The organism is Hydrogenophaga sp. IBVHS1 (assembly GCF_002127265.1).
GTDB lineage: Bacteria > Pseudomonadota > Gammaproteobacteria > Burkholderiales > Burkholderiaceae_C > Hydrogenophaga.
On sequence record NZ_NFUU01000002.1, the window covers coordinates 463976 to 477742 of the forward strand.

Genomic DNA, 13767 nt, shown 5'->3' on the forward strand with positions numbered 1-13767 from the left:
ACATGAACCGACAAGCTTTCATCTGCGATGCCATCCGCACCCCCATCGGCCGCTACGGCGGCGCCCTGTCCAGTGTGCGCACCGACGACCTCGGTGCCATTCCACTCAAAGCCCTCATGGACCGCAATCCTGGTGTGGACTGGGCGACCGTGGTCGATGTGATTTACGGCTGCGCCAACCAGGCCGGCGAGGACAACCGCAATGTGGCGCACATGGCCAGCCTGCTGGCGGGTCTGCCGGTCGAGGTGCCGGGCGCCACCATCAACCGCCTCTGTGGCTCGGGGCTGGATGCCGTGGGCACCGCAGCGCGCGCCATCAAGGCCGGGGAGGCCGGGTTGATGATTGCGGGCGGTGTGGAGAGCATGAGCCGCGCGCCCTTCGTGATGCCCAAAGCCGAGTCGGCCTTCAGCCGCAACAACGCGGTGTACGACACCACCATCGGCTGGCGCTTTGTGAACAGGCTGATGAAGGCGCAGTACGGCGTCGATTCGATGCCCGAGACGGCCGAGAACGTGGCCACCGACCACAAGATCGAGCGCGAGGCGCAGGACCGCATGGCGCTGTCCAGCCAGTTGAAGGCCGTGGCCGCCCAACAGGCAGGTCACCTCGCGCGCGAGATCGTGGGCGTGACGATTCCGCAGAAGAAGGGCGATGCCGTCGTCGTGGATCAGGATGAGCACCCACGCGCGACCAGCCTGGAATCTTTGGCGAAACTGAAAGGTGTGGTGCGGCCTGACGGCACCGTGACCGCCGGCAACGCGAGTGGCGTGAACGACGGCGCGTGTGCGTTGCTGCTGGCCGATGAAGCCTCGGCTGCGAAAAACGGTCTCACGCCCAAAGTGCGCGTGGTGGGCATGGCCACGGCCGGCGTGGCGCCGCGCGTCATGGGCATCGGTCCCGCGCCGGCCACGCAGAAGGTGCTGGCGCTCACGGGCTTGAAGTTGGAGCAGATGGACGTGATCGAGCTCAACGAGGCGTTTGCCGCGCAGGGCATTGCGGTGCTGCGCATGCTGGGCCTGAAGGACGACGACGAGCGCGTGAACGCCTGGGGCGGCGCCATTGCGCTGGGCCATCCGCTGGGTGCGAGCGGTGCGCGCCTGGCCACCACGGCGATCAACCGGCTGCACCACACGGGCGGTCGCTATGCGCTTTGCACGATGTGCATCGGGGTAGGGCAGGGCATTGCGCTCATCCTCGAGCGCGTTTGAACGCTACAGCCGCCAGGCCGGTAGCTGCCAGTTGCGCCACAGCGCGAGGCCGCGCAATCCGGCCGTGAACACCACGCAGGCGACCAGTGAAAGCCATCCTGGCGCCTCGATCTGCCACAGTCCCACATAGAGCCAGCCACCGGCAAACGCGCACAGCGCGTAAGGCCGGTGGTCTTTGAACGCGGTGGGAATCTCGTTGCACACCACGTCGCGCAGCACGCCGCCAAACACACCCGTGATCAAACCCATGAGCACCGCCACCAGCGCCGGCATATCCAGCAGCAGCGCCTGGTGCACGCCCGTGGCGGTGAACAGGCCCAGGCCCAGCGCGTCGGGCCACTGGATGGCGCGCTCGGTCAGCTTCACATGCCGCCCGCGCAGGAAAAGCATGGCAAGTGCACACAGCGCGAGCACGCCCCACAGCATTTCCACATGGCGTACCCAGAAAAAGGGGCGCTGGTCCAGCAGCAGATCGCGCAGCGTGCCGCCGCCGAACGCCGCCAGAAACCCCACCACCGCCACGCCCACGGCATCGAGCCGCATGCGAGCGCCCATGAGGATGCCCGAGAGCGCAAAGGCGGCGGTGGCGGCGAGCTCGACCAGCAGGCGCAGTGTTTCGCCCCAGAATTGAACGTTGTGCATCGTCCGGATTGTCCTCTTCCATGCCCCTCATCACTGACCCGTATTTTTATCTCGTCGCCATTCCTGCGGTGCTGTTGCTGGGCCTGAGCAAGAGTGGCTTTGGTGCCGGCTTCGGCTCGCTGGCGGTGCCCATGATGGCGCTCGCGGTCACCGTGCCGCAGGCCGCGGCCATCCTCATGCCGGTGCTGCTGCTCATGGACCTGCTGGGCATGGCGGCCTTTCGCAAAGACGTGGACCGTCGCCTCCTGATGTTCCTGATTCCCTGGGGTCTGGCGGGCATCGTGATCGGCGCACTGCTCTTCAAGGTGCTGGACGCCCGCCTGGTGGCCGGCATCGTGGGTGTGTTCACCTTGCTGTTCCTGGCGCAACGGCTGCTGTTTCCGCCGCGCGCAGACAGCGCTCCTCCACCGAAATGGGTGGGCGCGCTCCTCACCGTCGCTTCGGGTTTCACCAGCTTCATTGCGCATGCGGGCGGCCCGCCCATCAACGCCTACGTGATCCCCATGCGACTCTCGCCGGTGCTGTTCACGGGCACCATGGCGTTCTTCTTTTTCTTCGTCAACCTCTCGAAATGGATTCCCTACGCCTGGCTGGGCCTGCTCGATCTGCGCAACATGACCACCTCGCTGGCACTGCTGCCGTTCGCACCCATCGGCGTGTGGGTGGGCGTGCGCGTGGCGCATCGCATCAAGCCCGTGGTGTTCTATCGGCTGGTCTATACCGGCATGTTCCTCACCGGCTGCAAACTGGTGTGGGACGCCGTGGCGATACCATAGGGCTCCATTCCGCCTTCCCCACCGCGCCATGCGGCCGGGGTGTCTACACGCACAAAGGAGCTTCACATGCCCATCGTGGTGGTTGCCAATCCCAAAGGAGGCGTGGGCAAGTCCACGCTGTCGACCAATGTCGCCGGCTACTTCGCCCGCCAGGGTCATGCGGTCATGCTGGGGGATGCCGATCGGCAGCAGTCATCGGCCTTGTGGCTCAGTTTGCGCCCGCCCACCGCGCGCCCCATCCAGACCTGGGACATCTCCGAAGAGCTGGTCGGGCGGCCTCCGAAGGATGTGACCCATGTGGTGCTGGACACACCCGCCGGGCTGCAGGGCGCGCGCCTCAAAGAAGTGCTGAAGGTGGCCGACAAGGTGCTCGTGCCCTTGCAGCCCAGCATCTTCGACATGTACGCCACACGCAGTTTCCTTGATGAACTGGCGCAGTCCAGTCGCGCCAGCAAGGTGCAGGTCGGCCTGGTGGGCATGCGCGTTGACATGCGCACCATCTCCGCCGACAAGCTGCGCGAGTTCGTGGTGTCGCTCGGCCTGCCGGTGCTCGGGGCATTGCGCGATACGCAGAACTATGTGCACCTGGCCGCGCGCGGCCTCACGCTGTTCGACGTGACGCCGGGTCGCCTGCAAAAAGACCTGGCGCAGTGGGAAGGCATCTGCCAGTGGCTTGACCGGTGATGCGCACCTTCGAGACCCTGGCCGAGCTGGCCGCCTGCGTCGGGCAAGAGGTCGCGGTGAGCGACTGGACCGTGGTGACACAGGAACAGGTGAATCGCTTCGCCGAAGCCACCGGCGATCACCAGTGGATCCATGTGGACGTGGAACGCGCGAAGGCCGGGCCGTTTGGCGCGCCGATCGCGCACGGGTTCCTGACGCTGTCGCTGCTGCCCGCGTTTTTCGACGCCGCGCTGGATATCAAGGGTGCCCGCATGGGCGTGAACTACGGCCTGAACCGCGTGCGTTTTCCCTCTCCCGTGCCCGTGGGCAGCCGGCTGCGAGCTCGGTTGACGCTTCAGGCGGCCGAACCGATAGAACGCGACGGCTTGCAGATCACCTGGGCCGTGGTGGTGGAGCGTGAGGGAGGCGACAAACCGGCCTGCGTGGCCGAATCCATCGCGCGTCTGTATCCCTGAAGAGGGACGCAGCGGCGGGGGGGTTTCTCTACTTGATGCGAACCAGCTGCTTGGGCTCGAGCCAGCCATCGAAACTCTGGATCAGCGCATTGATGCGCTCGGCGGCAATGGACTGGTTGTGCTGCTGGGAAATGATCTGGAAGGCGTCGTTGCGCAGCATCCAGAGTTCCTGCGCGGTCCGGGCCTGATCGATCTTGGTGCGCAGGCGTTGTGCGGCCTGGGCCGTGCAGTCCGCGATGCTGCGCATCAACTGATTGCGGATCATGGCCAGGTCTTTCAGACTGGCCGACCGGGTTGAGCGCTGATGCGGCGCCGAGTTCACCCCGAAGATCCGGGCAAGAGAAGTAATCAATGTGGTCTCCGTGCAGCCCGCAGGTTGGCGGTTAGCTGGTCGGGCGATGCCATTGGATGATCGGCATGGCCTGTAACAGGCTGCAGGCGCGATGTTGCGCGTTTCGCGGGCGTTGTGAAGCAGGCTCCCCCGCACCCGCGTGACCTGCATCACGGAACCGGTCGGGAAAATTGAATCTGGCGCCAGGCCTCGTACACCGTGACCGCCACGGCATTCGACAGGTTGAGGCTGCGCTGGCCTTCCACCATGGGCAGGCGAAGCCGCTGCGGGGCGGGAAACGTTTCGCGCAGGGCTTCGGGCAGGCCACGGGTTTCGGAGCCGAACACCAGCCAGTCGCCCGCGGCGAAGGCGTTGTCGAACATGCTGTGGCTGCCGCGCGTGGTGAAGGCGAACAGGCGCTGCGGATCGGGCGACTCGGCCTTCAGGAAGGTCGCCCAGTCGGCGTGGCGGCGCACATCGGCGTACTCGTGGTAGTCCAGTCCGGCGCGGCGCATGTGTCGGTCGTCCATCGAAAAACCCAGCGGCTCGATCAGATGCAAGGTGCAGCCGGTGTTCGCACTGAGGCGAATCACATTGCCGGTGTTGGGCGGAATCTCGGGTTCAACGAGGACGATGTGGAACATGGCACGGACGGTGGTGTGGGCAGCGACTGTACCTCGGGCGGGTCAGTCGGGCGGCGGCGTTCTTGCGAACACCAGGGCGCTCACCCGTGCCGCACCGGCCTGCAGCAGCGCCTGCGCGCCGGCGTGCAGCGTGGCACCGGTGGTGGTCACGTCGTCCACCAGCAGCACGTGGGCAGCGCGAATGTGAGCCACGCGATCGGGGTGCGCGGCGAACACCCCGCGCAGGTTCTGCAGGCGCTGTTCGCGCGAGAGGCTGTGCTGGTCCGGCGCTTCGACCAACCGCACCAGCGCGTCCGGGCTGGCCAGGGCGGGCAGGGCCATGCCTTGCAACCGGGCCTGCTGTTGCACAGCCTTCACCAGCTCCCAGGCCTGGTTGTAGCCGCGTTCGGCCAGCCGGGTGGACGTGAGCGGCACCGGCACCACCAGCCCGCACTGCGTCAGCAGGTCGCGCGCGTGCGCCGACTGCAGCATTCGTTGTGCGAAGGGGGTGGCCCAGCCCGGTTCGCCGCGAAACTTGAAGCGCGCGATCAGGCGGTCCCAGGGATAGGTGTAGTCCACCGCGGCGGCGCAGGCCTGCAGCGGCTGCGGTTCGATGCGCGTCAGGCAGGCGCCGCAGCGGGAGAGGCCTTCGGGCACCGGTGCAGCGCAGCCCCTGCATCGCGCTGCTGGCCCGGCAAAGCGCCGGGCGCAGTTTTCGCACACCGGGCGTGTGGGCCACCCGCCGCACACCTGGCAAATGCCCGGGAGAGGTTGCAGCAGGGTGCGCCAGGTGGAGAGCATGGGGCGCCAATATACTGGGCCGCTTTTCCCAGTACTCCCCCACAGGCCCCCCGATTGAATCCGTCTCCCGTTCCCGAAACCGCCGTGCCCGGGCTGGATCCGGTTGCCGCGCTGCGCTGGCGGCGGCACCCTCGAAGCGAAAGCCCCTGGTTGCACGAAGAGGTGGCCACGCGCATGGCCGAACGGCTGCAATGGTTCCGCGAGCAACCCGCCAGCTGGTTGCACTGGGAGCCAGTGGCTGGCGGCCTGCGGGCGCACCGGAATTTGCGCGGCCTGTTGGCAGAAGCCCGCTGCTTCGTGGCGGCCGAGCGACTGCAGGACGCGCTCGAGGCCACGCGCGAAAACGCCGGACCAGCCTGGAATCCTCTCAAGTGGGGACGAGACAAAGGCGCCCAGCCCGCCGATGCGCAGACCCGGGTGCGCATGGTCTGGGCCAACATGCTGCTGCACATGGAGCCGCGCCCACAGACGCTGATCCAGCGCTGGAACGCGCACATCGAGACCAATGGCTTCCTCATGTTCTCCTGCCTGGGTCCGGACAGCCTGCGCGAACTTCGGCCGGTGTACGCCAGGCACGGCTGGCCGGCGCCCGCACACGCCTTCACCGACATGCACGACTGGGGCGACATGCTGGTGCACAGCGGTTTCGCCGAGCCGGTGATGGACATGGAGCGCATCACGCTGTCTTACAGCGGGGCTGAGCCCCTGCTCAAGGAATTGGGGGAACTCGGGCGCAACCTGAGCACCGATCGCTTCCCGGCCTGCCGTTCGCGCGCCTGGCGAGAGCGCCTGTGCGAGGCCATCGAAGCCGAGCTACCCCGAGCGCCCGACGGGCGGTTGTTACTGACCTTCGAAGTCATCTACGGCCACGCCTTCAAGCCCGTGCCCCGCGTGGCACTTGGCCCCTCAACGACAGTGCCTGTGGACGACATGCGTGCCATGTTGCGAAATCCGCGCCGCTGATTCCATCCCATCGCACTCGGATGTGCTGGTACTGCCCGGGGCAGCGGGTGAGCGCCGCTACAATCTGCGGTTGTCGTTTCGTCAAGGGCATCTTCCCTGCATCGGCGCGTCGGCCTTTGGGTCGGCGGCAGCTTGAATCGGTGGTGGTTGGTGAGCCATACCTGCAGCGTCTATCGCTTCGCGACTCAGTCTGAGCAAGGCATGGAGTGGTCGCTCAAGCGCAACTGTTCGGTCACACCCGCTCAGCTGGGCTGGCTTTACGCCTCGCTGTGTGTGGTGTCGCTGGGTGTCGCGGCGGGTTTCTGGTCGCAGGGCGCCACGCTGGTGCTGCCTTTTGCGTTGCTGGAACTGGTGGCCGTGGGGTCGGCTTTCCTGCTGTACGCCCGCCACGCCACCGACCGCGAGCGCATCCACTTGTTGGAAGGCCAGCTGGTGGTGGAGCAGGAGACGGCGGGCAGGATCAAGCGGAGCGAGTTTGCCCGCGAGTGGGTGCGGGTGGAGCCGCGAGGGGATGCCGGTCAGTTGATCGAAGTCCGGGTTGGAGGCCAGTCGGTGCGAGTCGGGCGCTACCTTCGCTCCGATCTTCGGCCGGCGCTGGCGAGGGAAATCCGCCTGGCCTTGCGCGGAGTGTGACGTTTGCGTTGGGTGGGGTTTCGATGGGCGAGCCCGGGAAAATTTGTTCTAATCGGCATTGATATAAATCAATACTTATATTTGAGGCGCTTAAAGTGAGTACGACGAAGAAAACGGTGCATTCCCTGCGAAATCGGTGGTCCGCGCTTCGCGCAGCTGGTGCCTCCCTGGTGCTGGGCGTTGGTGCCTGGACCTCGGTGGCGGCCCAAGTGAAGGACCTGCCGGGCGGCCCGGCGGTCAATCAGCTGAACTTCCACCCCCCGGTGACCCGCATCGCAGTGGAACAGCACTGGTTGCACTGGTTCATGATGGTTCTTTGCGCCGTCATCTTCGTCATCGTCTTCGGCGTGATGTTCTATTCCATCCTGAAGCACCGCAAGTCGGTCGGCCACAAGTCGCAGGCCCTGGCCGAGCCGATCTGGGTGGAGCTGGGCTGGACCATCGTCCCCCTGCTCATCGTCATCGGCATGGCGCTGCCCGCCACCAAGGTGCTGGTGGCCCAGAAAGACACCACCAACAGCGACCTCACCATCAAGGCCACGGGCATGCAGTGGAAGTGGGGCTACGACTACATCAAGGGTGAAGGCGAGGGCATCGGCTTCGTCTCCACGCTGGACAACAGCCACCGCGTCATGTCCAACAGCGGCAAGCCCGAGGCCACCGACGACTACCTGCTCAAGGTCGACAACCCGCTCGTGGTGCCAGTGGACCGCAAGGTTCGCATCATCACCACCGCCAACGACGTGATTCACGCCTGGATGGTGCCGGCCTTCGGCGTCAAGCAGGACGCCATCCCTGGCTTCGTGCGCGACACCTGGTTCCGCGCCGAAAAGACCGGCGATTTCTACGGCCAGTGCGCCGAGCTCTGCGGCAAGGAGCACGCCTACATGCCCATCCACGTGAAGGTGGTGACGGCCGAGCAGTACACCGCCTGGGTGACCGAGCGCCAGAAGGCCATGGCCGCTGCGGCCGACGATCCCAGCAAGGTCTGGACGCTCACCGACCTCGTCAAGCGCGGCGAGTCGGTCTATGCCGCCAATTGCGCTGCCTGCCACCAGGCCAATGGCAAGGGCGCTGGCCCCATCAAGCCGCTGGACGGCTCGGCCATCGTGACCGATGCCGACCACCTCAAGATGACCACCGTGATGCTCAACGGCGCCGCTGGTGGTGCCATGCCGGCCTGGAAGCAGCTCTCGGACACCGAGCTGGCAGCGGTCATGACCTTCGCCAAGAACAGCTGGTCGAACAAGACCGAAAAGATCGTTCAGCCCGCCGAAGTGCAGGCCGCCCGCAAGTGATCCGTCTGGCTGAATAACTAGAGTCTCAAAGGAATCGATGATGAGTGCAGTTCTTGACCACCACGACGCGCACGGCCACGACCACGATCACGACCACCACGCCCCTTCGGGCTGGCGTCGCTGGGTCTACGCCACCAATCACAAAGACATCGGCACGCTGTACCTGCTGTTCGCCTTCACCATGCTCATGGTGGGCGGCGTGCTCGCGCTGCTGATCCGTGCCGAGCTGTTCCAGCCTGGCCTGCAACTGGTCAACCCCGGGCTGTTCAACCAGCTCACCACCATGCACGGCCTGATCATGGTGTTCGGCGCCATCATGCCGGCCTTCGTGGGTTTTGCGAACTGGATGATCCCGCTGCAGATCGGGGCCGGCGACATGGCTTTTGCCCGCATGAACAACTTCAGCTTCTGGCTGATGATTCCGGCGGCCATCATGCTGGTGGCGTCGTTCTTCATGCCCGGTGGTGCTCCCGCCGCCGGCTGGACGCTGTACGCGCCGCTGACCCTGCAGATGGGCCCCAGCATGGACGCCGGCATCTTTGCCATGCACATCCTGGGCGCCTCGTCCATCATGGGTTCGATCAACATCATCGTCACCATCCTGAACATGCGCGCACCCGGCATGACGCTGATGAAGATGCCCATGTTCTGCTGGACCTGGCTGATCACCGCCTACCTGCTGATCGCCGTGATGCCCGTGCTGGCTGGCGCCATCACCATGACGCTGACCGACCGCCACTTCGGCACCAGTTTCTTCAACCCCGCTGGCGGCGGCGACCCGGTGATGTACCAGCACATCTTCTGGTTCTTCGGCCACCCCGAGGTCTACATCATGATCCTGCCGGCCTTCGGCATCGTCAGCCAGGTAGTGCCCGCCTTCGCGCGCAAGAAGCTGTTCGGCTACGCCTCCATGGTGTACGCCACCGGCTCCATCGCCATTCTGAGCTTCGTCGTGTGGGCACACCACATGTTCACCACCGGCATGCCGGTGACGGGCCAGCTGTTCTTCATGTACTCCACCATGCTGATTGCCGTGCCCACGGGCGTGAAGATCTTCAACTGGATCGCGACCATGTGGAAGGGCTCCATGACCTTCGAGACGCCCATGCTGTGGGCCGTGGGCTTCATCTTCGTGTTCACCATCGGCGGCTTCACCGGTCTGATCCTGTCGGTCGCACCGATCGACATCCAGATGCAGGACACCTACTACGTGGTGGCGCACTTCCACTACGTGCTGGTCGCTGGCTCGCTGTTTGCCATGTTTGCCGGCATCTATTACTGGCTGCCCAAGTGGACCGGCGTGATGTACAAGGAATCGCGCGGCAAGATCCACTTCTGGTGGTCGATGATCTCGTTCAACGTCACCTTCTTCCCGATGCACTTCCTGGGTCTGGCCGGCATGCCGCGCCGCTATGCCGACTACCCGATGCAGTTCGCCGACTTCAACGCCATTGCTTCGGTGGGCGCCTTTGGCTTCGGCATCGCGCAGGTGTACTTCTTCCTCTTCGTCGCATTGCCCGCCATGCGCGGCCAGGGCGAGAAGGCTTCACAGAAGCCCTGGGAAGGCGCTGAAGGCCTGGAATGGGAAGTGCCTTCGCCGGCTCCTTTCCACACGTTCGAGAACCCGCCCAAGCTGGACGCCACCGCCACCCGCGTGATCGGCTGATTTGAAGGTGATGGACATGACGACATCCGAACAGAAGAAGAACAACCGCCGCCTGGGCCTGATCCTGGCCTCGGTGGCTGTGGTGTTCTTCTTCGGCTTCGTGGGCAAGCGGTTCCTGCTGGGTTTCTGACCCGACGAACTGGACACATTCCGTGGCACTTCAGCGCGAAAACCTCAAGATGGTGGCCAAGCTCAGCGTGATCGCGCTGGGCATGTTCGCCTTTGGCTACGCGCTGGTGCCCATTTACCGCCACATCTGCGAGGCCCTGGGCATCAATGTGCTGGCGGTGTCCGAACTGCGGGTGCCCGGCGCGGCGCCCTCCAGCATGCCCGCGAACTCCCAGGTGGACCGCACACGCACCATCACCGTGGAGTTCGATGTGAATGCCCGGGGTCCCTGGCATTTCAAGCCGGCAGTCCGGTCGTTGCAGGTGCACCCCGGTGAGCTCACCACGGTGATGTACGAATTCCAGAACATCCAGAACCGCACCATGGCCGCGCAGGCCATCCCCAGCTACGCGCCGAAACAGGCTGCGGCCCATTTCAACAAGCTGGAGTGCTTCTGTTTCACCCAGTACACGCTTCAGCCCGGTGAAAAGAAGGAATGGCCAGTGGCCTTCGTGATCGACCCGCGGCTGTCGAAAGACGTGAGCACCATCACCTTGTCCTACACCTTCTTCGAAGTGGGCGGCAAGGTGCCCGACGCGCCCAAGGACGAGATGCCGCAGGCCTTGAGCCCGGTGATCGTCAAACCGGTGGGAGCGGTATGAAAACCCCCGTTCATCGACGCAAAGGTTCGTTCCTCGGCACCGTCAGGGCGGTGCTGTGGGGTTTTCTGGGGGTGCGGCGTAACGCCGACTACCAGGACGACATCGCCAAGCTCAACCCGTTGCACCTGATCGCAGTGGGCCTGGGCATGGCGGCGCTCTTTGTGCTGGGCCTCATCCTGCTGGTGAACTGGGTGGCCGGCTGAGGTCAGCGAAGCGCCGATTTTTTTGATTTCTAGACATTGATACAAGCGAAAGCAATACAGGAGTGAGCATGTCAGCAGCATCCCACGGCACGACGCCCTACTACTACGTTCCCGGTCCCTCCCGCCATCCGGTGATGGCCGCCATCGGCCTTTTCTTCGTCATTCTTGGCGCGGGTCAATGGGTGAACGGCGCGGGGTGGGGTGCCTACTCGCTGGCCTTCGGGCTGGTGTTCTGGCTGGTCGTGCTGTTCCAGTGGTTCAGCCAGTCGGTGGGTGAGAGCGAAAGCGGCATGTATGGCCGCAAGATCGATCTCTCGTTCCGCTGGAGCATGAGCTGGTTCATCTTCTCCGAGGTGATGTTCTTCGGCGCCTTCTTCACCGCCCTGTGGTGGACGCGCACGCACTCGGTGCCTGCGCTGGGCAGCTTCGAGAACTCGCTGCTCTGGCCCAACTTCACGGCCGTGTGGCCCAGCGTGCAGGCCGGTGCCACCGCATCGCCTGGCGGCATCGTCGAACCCTTCCAGACCATGGGCCCGTTCTGGCTGCCCACGATCAACACCGCACTGCTGCTCACCTCGGGCGTCACCCTCACCATCGCTCACCACGCGCTTCAAGTGGGCAACCGTGCTCGCACCATCGGCTTCATGTGGGCCACCGTGCTGCTGGGCATCATCTTCCTGTGCGTGCAGGGCTACGAATACGCCCACGCCTACGCCGACCTGAACCTCAAGCTCTCGTCCGGCGTGTTTGGCTCCACCTTCTTCATGCTCACCGGCTTCCACGGCTTCCACGTGTTCGTGGGCATGCTGATGCTGCTGTTCATCACCTTGCGCCTGCAGAAGGGCCATTTCACCGCCCAGCGCCACTTCGGCTTCGAAGGTGCGGCCTGGTACTGGCACTTTGTGGACGTGGTGTGGCTCGGCCTGTACATCCTGGTTTACTGGATGTGATGCATCGCAGGGGCGGGAACTCCGCCCCTGAATGTGGCCCAAAGAAAAAGCGCCTTCCGGCGCTTTTTTGCTGAGAGGGTGGGCGGTTCAACCTCGCAGGGGGAGGCCGGTGGGCTGGATCCAGCCCATCAGGTAGCTGATGAGCACCACCACGAAGAGCAGGATGGAGAAACCGACCCGGAATGCCAGCGCGCGTGCCATGTGGTTCTTGCGCGGCGCGCCACCTTCTGCGGCGTCACCCTGGCCACCGCGCATCATGTAGACCAACGCGGCACCCAGGCTTCCGATGATGGCAACGAACGCCACAATGACCAGATATTTCATCTCCCGGATTATCGGTGCCTCGCGCACCTGGTGCTGAACCCATGCCGCGTTCCCGCATGCGCTTCTGGATCGTCACCGCCGCCACGGCCTTCACCATGGCGGTCACAGCCTCGCTGGGTCTGTGGCAGCTGGATCGTGCGGGTCAGAAGCTGGCGCTGCAGGCCCAGATCACCGACCGCAGTGGCCTGTCTGCCTGGGGCAATGCCGATCTGTTGCAAGCCGCAGACCCGAGGACCGGTGTGCATCGACCGGTGGATCTGGTGGGTGAATGGGTGCCGAATGCCAGCGTGTTCCTGGACAACCGACAGATGAACACCCGTGTGGGCTTTTTCCTGGTCACGCCTCTCCGGCTGCAGGGCAGCGAGCGCGTGGTGCTGGTGCAGCGCGGCTGGGTGCCGCGCGATTTCACCGACCGCACCCGCGTGCCCAACGTTCCAACGCCCACTGGCACGGTGCGCCTGCAGGGACGCTTGGCCCCGCCCCCGGGCAAGCTATACGAGCTGGGTGAGGCGGGCGCAGGCCCGATCCGGCAAAATATCGACCTCGCGGCGTTCGCGCGTGAAACCGGCCTGTCGCCGCTGGACGTTTCGGTCCTGCAATCCGGTGATGCCTCCGATGGCCTGTTGCGCGAGTGGCCGCAAGTGGCCCTGGATGTGAGCAAGCACCACGGTTACGCCTTCCAATGGTTCGCCCTGTGTTCCCTCGCGGGCATCCTCTTTGTCTGGTTCCAGATCCTATCCCCCCGCCGAAAGCGCAGACCCGATGGCACAGACGCCCGATGAACCCCTGACCATGACCGTGCACAGCCTGCCCCGCCTGGATGAGGCCGGCGCCCAGGCGGTGGCCAGCACGCGTGCTGGCCGCTGGAAACTGCTGGGCCTCATGCTGGTGTGCGCCGCGCCGGTGATTGCCTCGTACTTCACCTATTACGTCATCCGTCCGGAAGGCCGGCGCAACTACGGCGAACTCATCGATCCGCAACGCCCACTGCCCAACTGGAGTGGCACCAACGCGCAGGGCCAGCAGGTGCCGCTGACGTCGTTGAAAGACCAGTGGTTGCTGGTCAGCGTGGCCGACAGCGCTTGCGCCGAGGCCTGCCAGCAACACCTGTACCTGCAACGCCAGTTGCGCGAGACGCTCGGCCGCGAGAAGGATCGTCTCGACTGGGTGTGGCTGCGCACCGGGGACACCATGCTCTCCGAGCCGCTGAAGCAGGCCACCGCTGCCGCGCAGGTGCTGCATGTGGATGCGCAGGCACTGGGCACGTGGCTCCAGCCTGCGCCGGGCCAGAAGATCGAGGACCACCTGTATGTGGTCGATCCGCTGGGCAACTGGATGATGCGGTTTCCAGCCAACCTCGATCCCGCGCAAGCCAAGCGCGATCTCGACCGCTTGCTGAGAGCGTCCGCCTTCTGGGATAAAGAAGGCAGGCAAAACTGA

At 64.9% G+C, this 13767-nt stretch carries 19 protein-coding genes; 14 read left to right on the forward strand and 5 right to left on the reverse strand.

The features are described from left to right. The first annotated feature begins 2 nt into the window (after positions 1 to 2). Entirely contained in the window at positions 3 to 1208 is a 1206-nt protein-coding gene (pcaF, locus tag CAP37_RS16920) for a 3-oxoadipyl-CoA thiolase (protein WP_086125388.1), read from the forward strand. 3 nt (positions 1209 to 1211) lie between these two features. Here the strand turns inward: pcaF and CAP37_RS16925 are convergent, their stop codons facing one another. Beyond that, positions 1212 to 1850 (reverse strand): trimeric intracellular cation channel family protein, encoded by a 639-nt coding sequence (locus tag CAP37_RS16925; protein WP_086125389.1) that lies wholly within the window; start codon positions 1848 to 1850, stop codon positions 1212 to 1214. A 20-nt stretch (positions 1851 to 1870) separates the two neighbouring features. On the opposite strand from CAP37_RS16925, the gene CAP37_RS16930 reads away from it, so the two are divergent. From CAP37_RS16930 to CAP37_RS16940, 3 genes are all read left to right on the forward strand, one after another. Beyond that, on the forward strand, positions 1871 to 2626 hold the full coding sequence (locus CAP37_RS16930; protein WP_086125390.1) for a sulfite exporter TauE/SafE family protein: 756 nt from the start codon (positions 1871 to 1873) through the stop codon (positions 2624 to 2626). 66 nt (positions 2627 to 2692) lie between these two features. Then, complete coding sequence (locus CAP37_RS16935) at positions 2693 to 3310, forward strand: ParA family protein (RefSeq protein ID WP_086125391.1); 618 nt, start codon at positions 2693 to 2695, stop codon at positions 3308 to 3310. Next, a complete protein-coding gene (locus CAP37_RS16940) occupies positions 3310 to 3765 on the forward strand; it encodes a MaoC family dehydratase (RefSeq protein WP_086125392.1) in 456 nt (151 codons plus the stop codon). Before CAP37_RS16935 ends, CAP37_RS16940 begins: the two co-directional genes overlap by 1 nt. A gap of 28 nt (positions 3766 to 3793) precedes the next feature. On the opposite strand, the gene CAP37_RS16945 is transcribed toward CAP37_RS16940, so the two are convergent. From CAP37_RS16945 to CAP37_RS16955, 3 genes are all read right to left on the reverse strand, one after another. Next, positions 3794 to 4030 (reverse strand): hypothetical protein, encoded by a 237-nt coding sequence (locus CAP37_RS16945; RefSeq protein WP_086125393.1) that lies wholly within the window; start codon positions 4028 to 4030, stop codon positions 3794 to 3796. 236 nt (positions 4031 to 4266) lie between these two features. Next, entirely contained in the window at positions 4267 to 4740 is a 474-nt protein-coding gene (trmL, locus tag CAP37_RS16950) for a tRNA (uridine(34)/cytosine(34)/5-carboxymethylaminomethyluridine(34)-2'-O)-methyltransferase TrmL (RefSeq protein ID WP_086125394.1), read from the reverse strand. 42 nt (positions 4741 to 4782) lie between these two features. After that, on the reverse strand, positions 4783 to 5520 hold the full coding sequence (locus CAP37_RS16955) for a ComF family protein (RefSeq protein ID WP_086125395.1): 738 nt from the start codon (positions 5518 to 5520) through the stop codon (positions 4783 to 4785). Positions 5521 to 5574: 54 nt separating this feature from the next. Here CAP37_RS16955 and CAP37_RS16960 point away from each other — a divergent pair, with 54 nt between their 5' ends. The 8 genes from CAP37_RS16960 (at position 5575) to CAP37_RS16990 (ending at position 12003) form a co-directional block, all read left to right on the forward strand. Then, positions 5575 to 6483: a biotin synthase gene (locus CAP37_RS16960; protein WP_256927029.1), complete on the forward strand. Its 909-nt coding sequence runs from the start codon at positions 5575 to 5577 to the stop codon at positions 6481 to 6483. Between the two features lie 201 nt (positions 6484 to 6684). Continuing rightward, positions 6685 to 7116, forward strand: a complete 432-nt coding sequence (locus CAP37_RS16965) for a DUF2244 domain-containing protein (protein WP_086125397.1) — start codon at positions 6685 to 6687, stop codon at positions 7114 to 7116. A gap of 125 nt (positions 7117 to 7241) precedes the next feature. Continuing rightward, complete coding sequence (gene coxB / locus CAP37_RS16970; protein WP_086125579.1) at positions 7242 to 8414, forward strand: cytochrome c oxidase subunit II; 1173 nt, start codon at positions 7242 to 7244, stop codon at positions 8412 to 8414. Positions 8415 to 8454: 40 nt separating this feature from the next. After that, positions 8455 to 10080 (forward strand): cytochrome c oxidase subunit I, encoded by a 1626-nt coding sequence (ctaD, locus tag CAP37_RS16975; protein ID WP_086125398.1) that lies wholly within the window; start codon positions 8455 to 8457, stop codon positions 10078 to 10080. Between the two features lie 16 nt (positions 10081 to 10096). Then, the gene (locus tag CAP37_RS21840) at positions 10097 to 10210 is read left to right on the forward strand and encodes a cytochrome oxidase small assembly protein (RefSeq protein WP_218776873.1); all 114 of its coding nucleotides are present in this window, start codon (positions 10097 to 10099) and stop codon (positions 10208 to 10210) included. A gap of 22 nt (positions 10211 to 10232) precedes the next feature. Beyond that, positions 10233 to 10850, forward strand: coding sequence for a cytochrome c oxidase assembly protein (locus tag CAP37_RS16980; RefSeq protein ID WP_086125399.1), 618 nt, complete (start codon positions 10233 to 10235; stop codon positions 10848 to 10850). Further along, entirely contained in the window at positions 10847 to 11053 is a 207-nt protein-coding gene (locus tag CAP37_RS16985) for a DUF2970 domain-containing protein (protein WP_086125400.1), read from the forward strand. The genes CAP37_RS16980 and CAP37_RS16985 overlap by 4 nt, the downstream gene beginning before the upstream one ends. Positions 11054 to 11121: 68 nt before the next feature. Beyond that, on the forward strand, positions 11122 to 12003 hold the full coding sequence (locus tag CAP37_RS16990; RefSeq protein ID WP_086125401.1) for a cytochrome c oxidase subunit 3: 882 nt from the start codon (positions 11122 to 11124) through the stop codon (positions 12001 to 12003). Between the two features lie 87 nt (positions 12004 to 12090). Here the strand turns inward: CAP37_RS16990 and CAP37_RS16995 are convergent, their stop codons facing one another. Next, positions 12091 to 12327 (reverse strand): twin transmembrane helix small protein, encoded by a 237-nt coding sequence (locus CAP37_RS16995; RefSeq protein WP_086125402.1) that lies wholly within the window; start codon positions 12325 to 12327, stop codon positions 12091 to 12093. A gap of 41 nt (positions 12328 to 12368) precedes the next feature. Here CAP37_RS16995 and CAP37_RS17000 point away from each other — a divergent pair, with 41 nt between their 5' ends. Next, complete coding sequence (locus CAP37_RS17000) at positions 12369 to 13109, forward strand: SURF1 family protein (protein WP_256927030.1); 741 nt, start codon at positions 12369 to 12371, stop codon at positions 13107 to 13109. After that, the gene (locus CAP37_RS17005; protein WP_086125403.1) at positions 13090 to 13767 is read left to right on the forward strand and encodes a hypothetical protein; all 678 of its coding nucleotides are present in this window, start codon (positions 13090 to 13092) and stop codon (positions 13765 to 13767) included. The genes CAP37_RS17000 and CAP37_RS17005 overlap by 20 nt, the downstream gene beginning before the upstream one ends.

Bases quoted from the DNA above. Each gene is read 5' to 3' on its own strand.
- CAP37_RS16995 (WP_086125402.1), bottom strand. From the start codon at position 12,327: ATGAAATATCTGGTCATTGTGGCGTTCGTTGCCATCATCGGAAGCCTG.
- trmL (WP_086125394.1), bottom strand. From the start codon at position 4,740: ATGTTCCACATCGTCCTCGTTGAACCCGAGATTCCGCCCAACACCGGC.
- CAP37_RS16925 (WP_086125389.1), bottom strand. From the start codon at position 1,850: ATGCACAACGTTCAATTCTGGGGCGAAACACTGCGCCTGCTGGTCGAG.
- CAP37_RS16945 (WP_086125393.1), bottom strand. From the start codon at position 4,030: ATGATCCGCAATCAGTTGATGCGCAGCATCGCGGACTGCACGGCCCAG.
- CAP37_RS17005 (WP_086125403.1), top strand. From the start codon at position 13,090: ATGGCACAGACGCCCGATGAACCCCTGACCATGACCGTGCACAGCCTG.
- CAP37_RS16955 (WP_086125395.1), bottom strand. From the start codon at position 5,520: ATGCTCTCCACCTGGCGCACCCTGCTGCAACCTCTCCCGGGCATTTGC.
- CAP37_RS16935 (WP_086125391.1), top strand. From the start codon at position 2,693: ATGCCCATCGTGGTGGTTGCCAATCCCAAAGGAGGCGTGGGCAAGTCC.
- CAP37_RS16985 (WP_086125400.1), top strand. From the start codon at position 10,847: ATGAAAACCCCCGTTCATCGACGCAAAGGTTCGTTCCTCGGCACCGTC.
- CAP37_RS16940 (WP_086125392.1), top strand. From the start codon at position 3,310: ATGCGCACCTTCGAGACCCTGGCCGAGCTGGCCGCCTGCGTCGGGCAA.
- ctaD (WP_086125398.1), top strand. From the start codon at position 8,455: ATGAGTGCAGTTCTTGACCACCACGACGCGCACGGCCACGACCACGAT.
- CAP37_RS21840 (WP_218776873.1), top strand. From the start codon at position 10,097: ATGACGACATCCGAACAGAAGAAGAACAACCGCCGCCTGGGCCTGATC.
- CAP37_RS16990 (WP_086125401.1), top strand. From the start codon at position 11,122: ATGTCAGCAGCATCCCACGGCACGACGCCCTACTACTACGTTCCCGGT.
- CAP37_RS17000 (WP_256927030.1), top strand. From the start codon at position 12,369: ATGCCGCGTTCCCGCATGCGCTTCTGGATCGTCACCGCCGCCACGGCC.
- pcaF (WP_086125388.1), top strand. From the start codon at position 3: ATGAACCGACAAGCTTTCATCTGCGATGCCATCCGCACCCCCATCGGC.
- CAP37_RS16965 (WP_086125397.1), top strand. From the start codon at position 6,685: ATGGAGTGGTCGCTCAAGCGCAACTGTTCGGTCACACCCGCTCAGCTG.
- CAP37_RS16930 (WP_086125390.1), top strand. From the start codon at position 1,871: ATGCCCCTCATCACTGACCCGTATTTTTATCTCGTCGCCATTCCTGCG.